Origin of the sequence: Chlorogloeopsis sp. ULAP02 (assembly GCF_038404745.2) — a bacterium.
GTDB lineage: Bacteria > Cyanobacteriota > Cyanobacteriia > Cyanobacteriales > Nostocaceae > Chlorogloeopsis.
Map to the genome: position 1 here is coordinate 1 of NZ_JAYKTT020000050.1, position 14,048 is coordinate 14,048.

Genomic DNA, 14,048 nt, shown 5'->3' on the forward strand with positions numbered 1-14,048 from the left:
ATATAAAAACAACCGAATAATTTTGGTTGCTGTCCGGAATGTTGCATTTGGGCTTTGTAGTTTCCAATAACACGACGTGATGGTCGTTATAAACATAAATCTCCTATTTCAAAAGCGCTATTCTAAACCTCACCACACTGCTAAAACGGTGTGGTTTCATATTTTGGTGGGAGCGATCCGCTCAGTTACCTTCATCATCAAATGAAAACTTGGGGCAAGCGTGTGATTAGACTTGTTGTGATGCAATCAAAATTGGACAGTATCCAGAACAATTTTAAATATCCTTTCTCGCTTTTGAAATGGTAATCCGATTTCTAAACTCCCAGGATGTCGTCGTTTACCGTGACCTGCGTCTCCAAGCATTGAGAGAGTCACCGACGGCTTTTGGTTCCAGTTATGAGCAGGAATCCTGTTTTTCTTTGACCGACTTTGCTGCCAGACTTCGCCCTCATGATGATTCTGCCAATGGCATTTTCGGTGCTTTCGGCGACAGAGATCGACTTATTGGTATGCTCGGCTTCTCACGCGAGAGCCGTTTGAAGCGTGCTCACATTGGTTCTCTCTGGAGTATGTATGTTTTGCCTGAGTTTCGCAGGCAAGGTGTTGGAGCCGCGCTTCTTGATGAGGCATTATTCTATGCCCAACGACTTGATGGTCTGCGACAGATCGTCCTCACGGTCACTACAAACAATTTAGCAGCCTGCTCTCTTTATAGGTCACGGGGTTTTGAGCGTTTCGGCTTAGAGCGTGATGCTTTATTTATTGATGGTACATATTTTGATGAGGAGTATCTCGTATTACACTTCAACCATAATACCTAACAACCCCGTTGCACACCGACTATATACAAAGATGTGGAATACTGTAATTTAGCTCTTACAGCCTAACTGACATACAATGGTCAGTTAGATTAAATGAAGACATTCTTTTGGCATAATTAGGTAAAACTTGGGATGCTCCCAATTGAGGAACTGATGATAGGAGTAAAGACGTTTGCAGGGTAAGGAAAATTAACACTAACTTGTTCAAAATTGAACTAATCCTCCTAGTACTGCTTAAAATTTTGTAGTTATCTATAGGCATTGCTTCACAGTGCCACTTGCTTGTGCCAATTTTCCTCTGTCTTTAGTGATGTTTGTTTGACTTGAAAATAGTTATAATCAAGCTAAAAGTGCGATCGCACTTCTATCAAAATAAATTTCGCTGCACCTAAATCCAATACTGCTTGCACACGGCTGGGAACCCGGAAAAAGCGAAATTCCTGTGGATGTGTTTTCTCTAAGATCCACATCAGAAATACTGACAATGATCTGCTTTGATCGCCTTCTCTTCCAAGAACCAGAGCGAATCTACAATGCCCTCTGCCTCTGGGATAAGCTGTGATTCGGTCACGTCGAATGTGGCTGCTGCGAGTTGACATCCATAGAAATGCACATTACCCGTCCGTTTCACCAACTTGATGAAATCATGGATCGCAAGCGGATCACCGTCACGCCGCACTCTATCTTTGAACCACTCTTCTTCTGTAGCGTGCTGGTGATCGATTTTGACTGCCTTAGCGCCCTGCTCTGTCAGAACCCGCACTGCCCACAGCACAAACAAAATGTTGACTTCAACACCCTGTTTTGCTGCAACATAAGCAAATGTCAATGGCGTATAAAGCCGATCATATGCATCATCTCGAATAACAATAGCCATCTTTTTCATGGTGATTTTCCTCCGATTGGTCAACAGATATCGTAAATATTCAGGATTAACTGAGCAAAGATCGCAAAAAACTGGCAATCAGAGTTGAGTAACATTAAACAGTAGCTTGTCACCCTGAATTGCTCAGGCTTCTAGAACTTCTCCAACTTTGCCTATAGCTTTAACTCCATACTTGACTATTTCCCATTAATATGCAATGACTAAGACACTAGGATTTTTGACTAAACCTCCAGGCGATGCCTGCTGATACAGCCAGGTTACTTTCACTAGCCCCCATCACCCTATGGATGTGCTTTCGGATATACTGCGGGTCATCCGATTTTCTGGGGTTATTGACCTACGTCCAGAGTTTTCTGCCCCTTGGGTCATTGAAACCCCCTCCTGCTCAAACTTCGCGCACACGATCCAGTCTGATACAACCCATATTGTTCCTTTTCACATTGTTGCGGAGGGTAACTGCTGGGTAAAAGCTAAAACCGATATCTGTCAAGCACTTTCCCCTGGTGATATCATTATTTTTCCGCACGGAGATGCTCACATTTTGGGCGATCGCCTAGACCAAGCACCGATGCCGATTGTCGAATTGTTGCCTGCTCCACCCTGGCGAGAACCCCCAACCCTGACCTATGGCGGTGGTGGGAAGATAACTCGCTTAGTGTGCGGATTTTTACAATGCGAGCAACTGCTACTGCATCCCTTCCTAAAAAGTCTGCCAGGGTTCATGCACATTCAAGTGTTTGCAGATCTGACTACACCGCTTCTGAAAACTGGTGTTCAGTACATTATTCAAGAAGCAGACTGTGTTCAACCAGGAAGTGTGTGTTTATTGACCCGATTGGTGGAACTCATGTTTATTGAAATTCTGCGGAACTATATGCACAATTCCCCGAAAGAGCAAATGGTAGGAGTTCTTGCCTTGAATGATTCAATTATTGGTCAGGCACTGAACTGGATACATACAGATCCTGCTCATCCCTGGACGGTTTCGGAACTAGCCAGACAAGTTGGTGTTTCCCGTTCAGCCTTGGCGAGCCGCTTTACTGAACTTCTAGGGCAACCGCCGATGCAATACCTCACCCAATGGCGGCTCCAGTTAGCAGCTCACCACTTGCAAAATACAGACGAGAGCATTGCTAAAATAGCCAACCAAGTAGGTTACGAGTCAGAAGCCGCTTTCAATCGTGCGTTTAAGCGGTATACAGGAAAGCCTCCTGGGGCATGGCGTCATCACTGGGGATAGTGTCAGCAATTTCATCCTACTAAAGGTAACAATGACGAGCTTGTCACCAGCTACCACGTAACGGCTGAAAGTATTACTAGGAAAGGTTTATAAAAATAAAATTCCTTTTTAATCCAAAATTCTTAAGAATGCTAAGGCGGCTCAGTGAGAAGTATCGCACTTCTATCAAAATACTTTGGCTGTAACCAAATATAATGCTGCTTGCATACGGCTGGGAAATTAGGAGGAGCGATCGCCTATAAAATCCTTAGAGGAAAGGGTGCGATCACACTAAGGCAAAGAAATTTGTAATTTGCTTAACCCAAAACGGCTACTGCGCTAAACTGGCATGAACAACCGTATATGGCGCTAATGTGACTCTCCTCCAACCGATAGAACCATTTGATGAGTGGTTTAGCATCGACAGCATTATGTATGTAGTTGAGTGCTTGGAGACTTGCGAGAATGCTGAGATGGTGCAGGATTTACGTCAGACATTCCCAGGAGAAGTCTTGAGGGAAGCAAGTCGGCGAGTCAACCAGTTGCAGCGGCATAGATTGAAAAAATGGTTGCAAGAACTGAATCATCCTACACTTGCTTTCGCTCCCAGTCAGATAATCCAGATTGCGGATCAGCGCCATCCGTGCAAAGGAATGAAACTAAAAATTGTTGCTACTAAAGCGCAATATCTTTTGTGTCAACCCATCAACGGTAAGTATAAGGGTGAAACTTGGTACTTGACACTAGATGAAGTTAATAACGACGTAAACTCCAGCTATCTTCAAGAAAGTTGAATTACTCCCAATTGTGTTACTGCTCTGCAAGAAACTTGTAAATTTCACGCTTTACTTGAACAAGCAGATCGCGTACTCGATTGACTTGCTCCAAATTACCACTGCGTGCAATTTGTGTGACAGCATCATTCAACTGGGTTAAAGTACGCCGCAACTCAATTAATTCAGAAGGCTTGCTTTCCATAAAACTGTTATAAGTGTTTTTTGAATCAGCCTGCTGGTTGCGATCGCTCAAGAATTGTCTACCGCTCTCTGTAATCGTGTAAACACGCTTTCCATCGACTTGCTCACTGGTCAAATAACCACCTTCTTCCAGCATCTGAAGCGTTGGATAGACAGAACCTGGACTAAGGCGGTGAAAGCCTCCTCGACGGGTTTCTAGTTCTTTAATCAGTTCATAACCGTGCTGGGGACGCTCAGATAGAAGCCCAAGCAGCATGAATTTGATGTCCCCACGACGGGTGCGAGGCTCATCTCCCCAACCATCTCTAGGCGAACCTCTACGTCCATGTCGCCCACTCATGAAAAATTGATTGCCTTCTCCAGCCCATGCTGGTACAAGATGACGTGGATGAAATTTTCTGAACATATGTGATTCCTTGTGTTTTTGATGCATTACGATATATCGTTAACTAAATAAAATATAACGCGATATATCGAATTTGACAATCACAAATTCTACATACTTGCTTAACTGTTGATTGCCCATAAACAATCGGCTTATGTCTGGCAGTCAGACAAGCAATTTCAAATTACTGTCCTACAGAGAAACTTTCTAAGATTACTGAGGCTTAAACAAATCATTCCGATCCAATCAATACGATCATTTGGGATTTGGGAAGGCATCACCTCTACAAAGTTTGCGGCATCGTCAATGCTTCCCTTGCCGTTGTATCTAGCTTGCATCGGGTAAGGAAATATCGGTCTTGTTCTGACAATTTTTGCATTATTTCCGGTTGCTCCCTCGGTTGGATTGCTAAAACCACCGCTTGCTGAGTCATCAGCCGTTTGGGAAACAATGATTTTAGTTGGAGGAGTGCCTTGTTCAACCCATGCAACGATTGGTGTGAGCCAATCCACGCGGCTGGGACTGGTTCCGCCTTGACAGTGATACACTCCAGGCAGCATAAACAATCTGGTAAACGATTGCACCTTGGCAAGATCACCCATAGTATCTTGAACTGCCTGATAGTAAGCTAGTGTGCCTTGAGGGGGAATTGCTGGATCAGCCCACCCATGATAGAGGATGAGTTTTCCACCGCGATCGCGGCCTTTCCCGTAGCTTTTTCGGCTCCCCTTTGGCGAGCGATGGCGCTAACTAGAGCATCCATCTGAACCAGTTGTAACCGGCTCTGCTGAATATTGCTTTGCAGTTGGCTTTTTTTGGTTTATAACTTTAGGTGATCAATAGTGGCAATGACATCCCCTTTTTTGACAACTTGATTCTCTACAACAAAGACATCCATTATTTGGCCTTCTATCGCAGCTTGAACCAGTCGCAATTCACCAGCAGGGCGAACAGTAGCCTGTCCTTTGACTGTCACCTTATATTTAGTCACAGAGGCAATCGGAATGGCTAATCCTACAGCACAGACAATAACTAATGCGCTTATAGTAGTCCAATGACCAATCGGTGGGAGAAACTCGTTGTCTTGTATTGACGGCAGGTAGTCTGAGTTGGAAGGGTTAAGCATAATAGTTTTATTTGCTGATTGCAGAAGATTTACCGTTAAGGTGACAGTTGCTCGATTGCAACATCAAGCTGTCGTCTAGAAATTTCAAATGATCGCCAGTTACTTGCCGTAGAGTTTCAGGAGTACCTTGAATTTTTAAGTGTCCTTCCTCCAGCAGTACAATCCAATCCGCTCGCTCGATGACTTTGGGGCGATGGCTAATTAAAATTGTGGTTTTACTTCGTCGGTGAGAAAGCAGTTTATCTAGTACTTGGGCTTCACTGACTGGATCGAGAGCGCCAGTCGATTCATCTAAAATTAGTACGGGTGGATCGGTAATAATGGCTCTAGCGATCGCTAATCTCTGCTTTTAACCACCAGAGAGATTCGCGCCAAATTCACCTAAAACAGTTTGATACTTGTCGGGTAATTTACTGATAGATTCATCTGCTCCAGCAATCTCGCAAGCTTTGATAATTTGTTCAAACTGAATCTGGGGATAGCTAAAGCGGAAGTTTTCAATAATTGAGCGACTCCAGAAATGAGGTTCTTGAGGAACTAACACTACCTGTTGTCGCAAGCATTCTAAGGAGAGATCTTGCTGATTGTAGATCCCATAGCGGATATTACCAGACTGGAGAGAATATAAGCCAGCTATTATTTTGGCTAGGGTGCTTTTACCACAGCCGGATTTACCAATTAGGGCAATGGTTTGACCGCCTGGGATAGTGAGAGAAAAATCTTGCAGTAGGTCAACTCTACCTGCATGGTGGAAATTGAGGTTAGTACAAGTAATATCTGCATTGCCAAGAATTTCTGTCCAAGGCTTTTTGAAATCTTTTTCGTCTTCTGGAGTAGCATCAATCACTTCTGTCAGACGTTGGATGACAAACTGGACAGTGATAAACTCATCAACTAAGCCGATGACTGAACTCAAAAAGCCGAGAAAGTTGCCACTCATACCGCTAAAGGCAAGCAACTGACCGATGCTTAGGGTGCGATTAATTACTAAGTAACTGCCTAACCAAAGTAAAGTAATATTAGTGCAGCTGGAAAAAATACTAGTGATTGTGCCACTGTAAAGGCCTAGTTTCATCGTACTCCAGCCCAAGTTAGCCAGGTGACCGTAATTTGTTTGATACTCTTGCCAAGCTTGGAGTGTGGCTTGGGTAGTTTTTAGCACCTGTACACCGCGAAAAGTTTCGACGAGAAAGCCTTGGTTTTCTGTACCTAAAACAATTTGACTGCGGGTTTTGGCGCGCAAAGCCGGGAGAAACAGCAGGTTGACTCCTGTGACGATCGCAAAGGCAGCTAGAGACGCTAAAGTTAGTCCCCAACTATAGAAGAACATAAATCCTAAGGAAACCAAGGCGATAAAGAATTGGCTGGGTAAACCGAGGACAACTTCGGAAACTAGCTCATTGATGCGATCTACATCGGCAATACGGCTGACTACTTCCCCACTGCGTCGCCCTTCAAAATATGAGAGAGGCAAGCGCAACAGTTGTCGTCCGTATTCTAGAATTAGTCCTAATTGCAGCCGTTGACCAAAGTGACCAATTAAGTGAGACTGGACTAAAGCGATCGCACTGCTAAATAAATTCATAGCGATTGCACCAATTGCAACTACAGTTAATAGTTGGGTATCTCCCCGCACTAGCACGTCATCAGTGAGAAGTTGCATCATCAAGGGAGAGACAAGAGAAAGCAGTGCGATGGCAATATTGATTGCAATGGCTTGTATAGAATGAGCCATGCCAATCCCAAGAAGCCTTAGAGTTTGCAACGAGTGCATTCCACAAGTCAAACAGGCTCTTGTGCATAGTCACTTTGCAACCCAATTAGAGCTAGCAGCAAAAGTAGAAATTGCTTCATCCACTCTCCAAAGATTCTTGCATGGTAAACCTGTTGATAAGGAGATTTTTCTGAAAATCTGTGAAGCTTTAGGTCTATCATGGGAGAAATTTGCTGACTTGGATGACACTCCTATTGACCCCGAACCACCCGTACAAAAGTTTAGTGTCAGTATTAGGGATCTCAGTAATCAAGCTCCACCATCTTGTGCTCAACAATTACATGAAGCTTTGGAGACAGATGGACAAGTAGTACTAATAGCCGAGAACTGGTTACAATGTAGCGACGAAGAACTAGAGCAATACGATTCTTTCCTGCTGCTAGTTTCCAAAGACTCATTAGCAGACATCATTATGAAAGAAGTAAAACGGATTCAGCAGTTGTGTAATGCTCAACCTAACAAAATTCTTTTACTTATTCACATTAAAGAATCAATAGCCTTACCGCTTAACCATCCTCTACATAAAGAGCTTCAAGGCATTGAACATTTAGAGTGGGAATCATCAACTGATTCTCAAAACCTGGTAGGAAAAATTATAGAATTGCTGGAGAGTAAATCAATATTTACAGATGATTTAGAAGATTTAGTAAATAATGTATCTAGGCTAGAACTTACAAGTAATTGGTTGCTAACTTATGTTGGTGAAAATCCATTGTATAAGTTAAATGATTTTATTATTGACTTGAAAAACAAAGAAAATCGTCGAATTCAATCTGGATATTCTTACTGTGGTGTAGGCCCCACTCGAATGTGGAATAATGCCTGCTATGACCCTGCTTACCATATGCTAAATAATATTCAAAGATTTCCTCAATATGCTAGAAAGCTTACTCATTTAGTCGATAAGAATTGCTATAACTTCGTTAGTCTTGGTGTGGGTGAGGGAACTAAGGATAAAGGTATTATCTCAGATTTCTTCAACAAAGATGGCAACACTCAGCCCCGTGACAATTTTTTATATGTTCCAGTTGATATGAGTCGCGAAATGTTAAGAGTAGCGATTGGAGCAGTTCAAGAGTTACCCCACTTAACACAAGCCCAGTTACAAGAACACTGGCAAAAGCTGACACCTATTAATGGTAAAAAGGCACCTGCTTGGGTAGAAGCTGTCCAAAAGCTGCAACAAAAACAATTACAGCAAGCTTAACTTTAAAGAGGGTTATAACTATAGTTATAGCCCTATATTTCTTTATTTAATTAAATAATCAAATCAATAAACATTTACTACCACAGCAGCATACGCAGTTAAGTTGATAGTTAAAAATTAATATCAAAATGAATTAGGAAAATCTCTAATTAATGAATTATAACCACAGAGATTTTGTGAAAAAATCTAGAGGGGGAATCGTTGTTGATGAAGAAAAACTAAACATTTATTGGAAAGACCCCTCTCCAATAAAACCTTGGCAGCCCAAAATCAAACTCAAGCCGTATCAAGAACTTTCACAATTATTTCTCGATATCGAAACAGCGGGAATCAACCCATTTGAAAGCCGTATTTATGCTATTGGTTGTATGGATTCAAAGGGATATTCTACTATTTTTATGGATATCTCAGAAGCTAAAATACTGACCAAATTTATCAACCATCTCAGTAAAAGAAATCCAGATGTCATTTTCACATATAACGGGATGGCATTTGATATTCCATTTATTATTACTCGATGCAACTTGCACGGTATAAAACACCCATTTCAAGTTGCATCCAAATCTCGGACTATTCGTACCGGGGCGAGCCACTAAAAATTCAGGAGGTGTTCATCCGAAATAGCCAACACGTAGACATTTATATCTGCGTTCTCAGGTGGGATTTCATAGCCAAAAAGCTAACTAACGGAAGGTCACTCAAAAAAGCTGTATTGGACATGGGACTACGCCACAACACCAGGCTGATTCTTCCCTATGAGGAAATCCTTGCTTGTTGGAAAGATGGCCCCAACAGTAAGGGGTGGAAACGCCTGAAAGAGTATCTTGTGTATGATCTCGAAGACACCCGGTTAATTGCTAACAGACTTGTACCCTCATACTATTACGAAGCACTAATCGTACCGGAAATGAATCTCCAGCAGCTAACACTTGCTGGTAATGGTACTAAATGGGAGCGAATATTTGAGCATCATTATCCAGGCTATAAACCAAAACCCGATCGCAAGTACAAATTCCAAGGAGGAATGGCTTACTCTATTCCTGGACTGTATAGAAGGGTTGGATATGCAGATATTAGTTCAATGCACCCTTGGGCAATGCTAGACAAGGGTATTTGCTCAATTAAAGATACAGAACGTATTGGGCTAAGTATTCTGCAATATTTGGTGAATGAAAAATCTAGGCTGGAACAACTTGCATCTGCTGGAGATGTTGCTGCTAAGGAAAAAAGAGAATCCATCAAGGTTTTAGCTAACTCCGAGTTTGGATTCTTTGGCACCTCTGAACTCGCCTTCAATGATATGGAGGCTGCTGCATTAGTTACAGCCTACAGTCGAAAAGTACTCAAGCTAATGATTGAAATTATCACTCGGCACGGCGGTACTCCTGTGGAAGTTGACACCGATGGAGTGTTCTTCACACATCCCAATCCAGAGGAGGTACGTAGTTTACTTCAATCTCAATTGCTTAAAGGGATAACTGTCAAGCTAGAGTTTATCGCTGACACTATGTTTATCCCCGAACGGGGAACCAAAAATTACCTTTTATGGCTTCCAGACGGGAAAATCATCACTAAAGGCAACTGGCGCAACCGGGATCGCTCTCAACTGGAGAAAGAGTTTTCTATTGAGTATTTAACCCTGCTAATTCAAAATGTATCAGCAGCAGAAGATTATTATGTACACATCAAATCCCAGATTTTATCAAGGGAATATCCAAAAGAAAAACTTGCAATCACACGCAAAATTAAAGAGGGCGAAAAAGAAATCCTCAAACTAGGAAAACCTGGAGATGTAGTCACTTACTATTACGGAATTAGTGGCATAACCAATATCAGCAGTAATGAGAATTACTCACGTCAATACTATCTTCACCTTATTGAAAAAAGGCGAGAAGAAATTCTCAAAATAGCTGCTCCTGCAACACTGGAAAGTAACAAACGTCAGTTATCTCTTTTGTGAACTACCTACAGTGACGCGAAGCTACCACAGTAGGCTTCCTGCCCAACAGAAAGCGCAGTAGTAGATTTCTTGCGTCCTCTATTACTGTGACTTACATCTGGGCGGCAGGCTTTATCCCCCGTTCCAGGGGTCAAAATCCGTAGTCCCTCATCTCTGAGGTTAATAGCTGCGTTCACATCCCTATCATGCTTTGTGCGGCAGTTTTCGCAAGTCCAGAATCTTATGTCTAGCGGTAAACTATCAACTTGATTAAGGCAAACATGGCAGGTTTTTGAACTAGGGAAAAATCTATCAACTTCCTGATATATTTTCCCTGACATTTCTGCTTTGTATTTCAGCATTGTGCAAAACATTCCCCACCCTACTTGATGGATGGATTTAGCCAAACAATGATTTTGCATCATGCCTTTAACATTGAGATTTTCAACCACAATAACTTGGTTTTCGTTGACTATCCTACGAGATAGCTTGTGTAGAAAATCTTCACGGTAGTTAGTTATTTTTCTATGAACTATAGCAACTCTTTTTCTAGATTTAATTCGATTCTGAGAACCTTTCTGCTTTCTAGATAGCTTTTGCTGCTTAAGTTTCAAATTCTTCTCATGTTTGTTCAGTACCCTAGGATTGTCAAACTTAGAACCATCGCTAGTAACAGCAAAGTGAGTTAATCCCAAATCAATACCTATTGCCTTGCCATCTGTGTTTGATTCTGGCTTGTCTTTACCATCGTCAAATAGAATAGCCGCAAAGTATTGGTTAGAACAGTTCTTGGATATAGTTACAGTTTTGATTTTCCCCTCAATCTGTCTATGGATAATTGCTGTTACATCTCCTATTTTTGGGAGGGTTACATAATTATCAGCAACTTTGACATTTTGAGAATATTGTATTGACTGCTTACCATGTTTAGATTTGAATCTAGGGTATTTAGCTCGTTTCTCAAAAAAGTTATTAAAAGCTACTCCCAAATTCAAACAAACCTGTTGCAAGCATTGTGAGTAAGTTAGTGTTAACCACTCATGCTCTTTCTTCAACTGAGGAATTATCTTTTTTACTGCGTATCCAGACAACCCCTTGCCTGTCTCTTTGTATGTTTGGTTCATCAAATTCAGACAGTAATTCCAAAGCCAACGACAACTACCAAAAGCTTGTGCTAGTGACTGCTGTTGTTGGGCATCTGGATATAATCTGACTTTGACAACCTTGAGCATCTTAGAGTGAAATCTATTTGCTATAAAACATCATAACACAATATTTTGCTCGTTTCCGACCTATCTTCCTCCCTCGCTTTCAGCATTGGTCGGAAGATTGTCGTCAACTCACGCGCAATTCATGAGGACACTTGCGTGGGCGGGTTTCCCGACTTGAGCAAAGTATCTGTCTCATCACTTCCGCTATCGCGGTAAGTGAGAGGCTTCTTGCTGTTCAAGCTAAATGAACAAAGTTGAGATTTTAGGTAAATCTCAAAACTAATAAATATGAAGGTTTTTCAAATTCATAAATTCTGATTTATCTGTAACTAATGAAAAATAAATCCTCTTCTCGCAAGCCCAGGCTTAATAAAAAGCAAAGGGCTTGGGTAAACTCATTCCTGTCCTCTCATCCTAATGCCAGAGTTAGAACTATCTACGAATTAGATGGCGATCGCGTAGTTCAAATTGAGTGGTGGGAAAACACAAACCCAGTAATATTAGACCCAAAAACTTACATCCAAGGAATTATCAGCTACAACATGTGGATCAAACTAAGAAAGTCTGGCGACCCCAGGAAAACAGCTGAGTTTTCTTATCGCATTACCCCACCAGAAAAACGAAGTGCATCATGGCACTTAACAGGTCAACTCTCTCTAGAACTCCCCCAATGTTACGAAGTTCCAGAACCAAACAACCCTGTTACCATTAAACCAAAAAGGAGAAATACTAAAACCAAAAAAGTTAAAAAATTTATTCAATATACTCTTCCTTTATCAGAGATTAGTGTTCTCGGTTGCCAAATTATTTGACTACTTGACAAAATAATGTCCTTTAAAATACTAACCTTAAAACCCTTACCAAGTAAGGGTTTTATTATTTTAGGCTCAAAATAGCCTAGTAGAGATTGGTTGCCAAAATATCTGTCCTTGTTTGAAAAGTAACTTTGGCGAACATTTTTACCAAAATTGACAAAATAATTGTCCTTAAATAGTACAATACAACTACGTTTTTATGAAACATTTGTGTAAATATGCTGAATGATCCTCACAAGGGCGATCAAAAGCCATAAACTAATGAGATAGTGACTGAACTATCAGCAGATGATGATCCTTGTTCTTGGTGCCGAGGGAGTAACGCTTGATCTCGTTAGGCACGAAGAAATGGTACGCGTCATAGAGGGTCAGTGACCAGAACTCCTCCACTGGCGGCAATTGACCCTTAGCAAAGGTGACAGTGTAGCGATCGCGTAAATTAAGGCACGCACCAGACTCGTCGAGGTCTTGATACAAATACTTGGTCTCAGCAGGCGCATTCACGAGGATGTTGGATCTGGCAACCGCCGTGCGGGCGAAATAGTCGGTGCCGAAGGCTGCGCCGTTGGCGATCGCACGGGCTTCATCAGGAGCGATGCTGAGTGTTTGAGTTGTCATCTTTTTTAAATCCTGCTTTAATTCATTTCTTGGCTCTTGATTAACTCCTTTCAGTTCTGCCGCTGATTCCGATGCTCAACTCACGGGCTGTGCTTCGGGGAATTTGTATGTGCCGTCGAGAATTTCCTGGCGCGGACGATAGAGGCGCACCCAATAGTTCCACCCTTCGGTGATGGGAATGCAGTTCGGAGCCGTGTCGTCGCATCCGCCAAACTGAACAGTCACCGAGCCATCCACGTCCTTCTTTGCCGTGACGTTGTTGATTGAGTAGGAGTCCTGCTCGTTCTTGTGGAAATAGCCGTCGGCACCGTAAACGCTGATCGACCAAAAGCCTTCAACCGGCACGTCATCTTTGACCGTCAGTTGATGCACAGTCTTGCCATCATTCTTGGGCGGGACGACCGTTAGGTAGGTCGCATTCTCTTCCGAATTTCCGCCCCTGCCGGTGGCGGTTCCGATTAAGTGCCGTTCTGGATCGACTTTTCCTCTCGCGCCAAACATTCCCCTGGTATCCGGAATACTCGCGGCACGCTTGATCAACTCGTCACGCACCTGTTTCTGGCTGACCGGGTCCCAGTTTGGGGCTTCAAAACTGCCGGTACTTTGCTGTTCGATTTTTATCGCATCCTGCAACGCATGCGCTTTCTCAATGTCCGCCGAGCCGTTCGGGTCAACGAACGTGCGTATACCAAGGAGGATGTAACGAGTCTCGATGTCTCCCTTGGAAAAGGTGAACGTCCCCGGTGCATAAACAGTGGTAACAATGTAATGATCTTCATCGAGCACCTGCAAGGACATAAACCGCTTGCCGGAATTGGGCAGTGTGACCGTTACAGATCCGGCTTCCAGATCGAAAACCCCTGCCGAATACAGCGTGTCGCGATTCGCACGGATAACTGATTGCTTTTCGATCGGCATCACTTCACGAATGTGATGCAATTTGCCTATGCCGGTTTCCTTGACTCGACTGCCAAAATACATATCGGTTTCGGCACGTACAAAGTTTTCTTCGGTAACTTGTATCGGTTCCGAAGCCATTGTTTCTTTAGTTATCGTAGCCATTTTTTCTC

At 42.6% G+C, this 14,048-nt stretch carries 15 protein-coding genes and 1 pseudogene; 7 read left to right on the forward strand and 9 right to left on the reverse strand.

The window, feature by feature from the left end:
- The first annotated feature begins 299 nt into the window (after positions 1-299).
- A complete protein-coding gene (locus tag U2718_RS17710; protein ID WP_342001851.1) occupies positions 300-821 on the forward strand; it encodes a GNAT family N-acetyltransferase in 522 nt (173 codons plus the stop codon).
- A 344-nt stretch (positions 822-1,165) separates the two neighbouring features.
- On the opposite strand, the gene U2718_RS17715 is transcribed toward U2718_RS17710, so the two are convergent.
- A complete protein-coding gene (locus U2718_RS17715; protein WP_342001849.1) occupies positions 1,166-1,291 on the reverse strand; it encodes a hypothetical protein in 126 nt (41 codons plus the stop codon).
- Positions 1,291-1,707 (reverse strand): DsrE/DsrF/DrsH-like family protein, encoded by a 417-nt coding sequence (locus tag U2718_RS17720; protein ID WP_342001848.1) that lies wholly within the window; start codon positions 1,705-1,707, stop codon positions 1,291-1,293. Before U2718_RS17720 ends, U2718_RS17715 begins: the two co-directional genes overlap by 1 nt.
- Positions 1,708-1,990: 283 nt before the next feature.
- Here U2718_RS17720 and U2718_RS17725 point away from each other — a divergent pair, with 283 nt between their 5' ends.
- Both U2718_RS17725 and U2718_RS17730 read left to right on the forward strand, forming a co-directional pair.
- Positions 1,991-2,947 carry an AraC family transcriptional regulator gene (locus tag U2718_RS17725; RefSeq protein ID WP_342001847.1) on the forward strand — a complete coding sequence of 319 codons (957 nt, stop codon included), beginning with the start codon at positions 1,991-1,993 and terminating at the stop codon, positions 2,945-2,947.
- Between the two features lie 353 nt (positions 2,948-3,300).
- On the forward strand, positions 3,301-3,720 hold the full coding sequence (locus tag U2718_RS17730; protein WP_342001845.1) for a hypothetical protein: 420 nt from the start codon (positions 3,301-3,303) through the stop codon (positions 3,718-3,720).
- 16 nt (positions 3,721-3,736) lie between these two features.
- Here U2718_RS17730 and U2718_RS17735 read toward each other — a convergent pair whose 3' ends face one another.
- The 4 genes and pseudogenes from U2718_RS17735 to U2718_RS17750 all read right to left on the reverse strand — a co-directional run.
- A complete protein-coding gene (locus tag U2718_RS17735) occupies positions 3,737-4,309 on the reverse strand; it encodes a PadR family transcriptional regulator (protein ID WP_342001844.1) in 573 nt (190 codons plus the stop codon).
- A 158-nt stretch (positions 4,310-4,467) separates the two neighbouring features.
- The gene (locus U2718_RS17740) at positions 4,468-4,968 is read right to left on the reverse strand and encodes a tannase/feruloyl esterase family alpha/beta hydrolase (protein WP_411813321.1); all 501 of its coding nucleotides are present in this window, start codon (positions 4,966-4,968) and stop codon (positions 4,468-4,470) included.
- 140 nt (positions 4,969-5,108) lie between these two features.
- Positions 5,109-5,414: a biotin/lipoyl-binding protein gene (locus U2718_RS17745; protein WP_342001842.1), complete on the reverse strand. Its 306-nt coding sequence runs from the start codon at positions 5,412-5,414 to the stop codon at positions 5,109-5,111.
- Between the two features lie 7 nt (positions 5,415-5,421).
- Positions 5,422-7,134: pseudogene (locus U2718_RS17750) on the reverse strand (peptidase domain-containing ABC transporter); the annotation flags it as partial.
- 13 nt (positions 7,135-7,147) lie between these two features.
- On the opposite strand from U2718_RS17750, the gene U2718_RS17755 reads away from it, so the two are divergent.
- From U2718_RS17755 to U2718_RS17765, 3 genes are all read left to right on the forward strand, one after another.
- Positions 7,148-8,395, forward strand: a complete 1,248-nt coding sequence (locus tag U2718_RS17755; protein ID WP_342001840.1) for a helix-turn-helix transcriptional regulator — start codon at positions 7,148-7,150, stop codon at positions 8,393-8,395.
- Positions 8,396-8,571: 176 nt separating this feature from the next.
- Positions 8,572-8,991 carry a 3'-5' exonuclease gene (locus U2718_RS17760; RefSeq protein ID WP_342001838.1) on the forward strand — a complete coding sequence of 140 codons (420 nt, stop codon included), beginning with the start codon at positions 8,572-8,574 and terminating at the stop codon, positions 8,989-8,991.
- Positions 8,992-9,113: 122 nt separating this feature from the next.
- Positions 9,114-10,355 carry a hypothetical protein gene (locus tag U2718_RS17765; protein WP_342001836.1) on the forward strand — a complete coding sequence of 414 codons (1,242 nt, stop codon included), beginning with the start codon at positions 9,114-9,116 and terminating at the stop codon, positions 10,353-10,355.
- Positions 10,356-10,360: 5 nt separating this feature from the next.
- Here the strand turns inward: U2718_RS17765 and U2718_RS17770 are convergent, their stop codons facing one another.
- Complete coding sequence (locus U2718_RS17770; protein ID WP_342001834.1) at positions 10,361-11,566, reverse strand: RNA-guided endonuclease TnpB family protein; 1,206 nt, start codon at positions 11,564-11,566, stop codon at positions 10,361-10,363.
- Between the two features lie 311 nt (positions 11,567-11,877).
- Here U2718_RS17770 and U2718_RS17775 point away from each other — a divergent pair, with 311 nt between their 5' ends.
- Positions 11,878-12,357: a hypothetical protein gene (locus tag U2718_RS17775; RefSeq protein ID WP_342001832.1), complete on the forward strand. Its 480-nt coding sequence runs from the start codon at positions 11,878-11,880 to the stop codon at positions 12,355-12,357.
- A gap of 261 nt (positions 12,358-12,618) precedes the next feature.
- Here the strand turns inward: U2718_RS17775 and U2718_RS17780 are convergent, their stop codons facing one another.
- Both U2718_RS17780 and U2718_RS17785 read right to left on the reverse strand, forming a co-directional pair.
- Positions 12,619-12,978 (reverse strand): DUF1214 domain-containing protein, encoded by a 360-nt coding sequence (locus U2718_RS17780; protein WP_342001831.1) that lies wholly within the window; start codon positions 12,976-12,978, stop codon positions 12,619-12,621.
- A gap of 75 nt (positions 12,979-13,053) precedes the next feature.
- Positions 13,054-14,040, reverse strand: coding sequence for a DUF1254 domain-containing protein (locus U2718_RS17785; protein ID WP_342001830.1), 987 nt, complete (start codon positions 14,038-14,040; stop codon positions 13,054-13,056).
- Positions 14,041-14,048 lie beyond the last annotated feature (8 nt).

Excerpts from the sequence above, each read along its gene's own strand:
- U2718_RS17710 (WP_342001851.1), top strand. The coding sequence starts at position 300 with ATGGTAATCCGATTTCTAAACTCCCAGGATGTCGTCGTTTACCGTGAC.
- U2718_RS17715 (WP_342001849.1), bottom strand. The coding sequence starts at position 1,291 with ATGTGGATCTTAGAGAAAACACATCCACAGGAATTTCGCTTTTTCCGG.
- U2718_RS17720 (WP_342001848.1), bottom strand. The coding sequence starts at position 1,707 with ATGAAAAAGATGGCTATTGTTATTCGAGATGATGCATATGATCGGCTT.
- U2718_RS17725 (WP_342001847.1), top strand. The coding sequence starts at position 1,991 with ATGGATGTGCTTTCGGATATACTGCGGGTCATCCGATTTTCTGGGGTT.
- U2718_RS17735 (WP_342001844.1), bottom strand. The coding sequence starts at position 4,309 with ATGTTCAGAAAATTTCATCCACGTCATCTTGTACCAGCATGGGCTGGA.
- U2718_RS17745 (WP_342001842.1), bottom strand. The coding sequence starts at position 5,414 with ATGCTTAACCCTTCCAACTCAGACTACCTGCCGTCAATACAAGACAAC.
- U2718_RS17755 (WP_342001840.1), top strand. The coding sequence starts at position 7,148 with ATGCCAATCCCAAGAAGCCTTAGAGTTTGCAACGAGTGCATTCCACAA.
- U2718_RS17765 (WP_342001836.1), top strand. The coding sequence starts at position 9,114 with ATGGGACTACGCCACAACACCAGGCTGATTCTTCCCTATGAGGAAATC.
- U2718_RS17770 (WP_342001834.1), bottom strand. The coding sequence starts at position 11,566 with ATGCTCAAGGTTGTCAAAGTCAGATTATATCCAGATGCCCAACAACAG.
- U2718_RS17775 (WP_342001832.1), top strand. The coding sequence starts at position 11,878 with ATGAAAAATAAATCCTCTTCTCGCAAGCCCAGGCTTAATAAAAAGCAA.
- U2718_RS17780 (WP_342001831.1), bottom strand. The coding sequence starts at position 12,978 with ATGACAACTCAAACACTCAGCATCGCTCCTGATGAAGCCCGTGCGATC.
- U2718_RS17785 (WP_342001830.1), bottom strand. The coding sequence starts at position 14,040 with ATGGCTACGATAACTAAAGAAACAATGGCTTCGGAACCGATACAAGTT.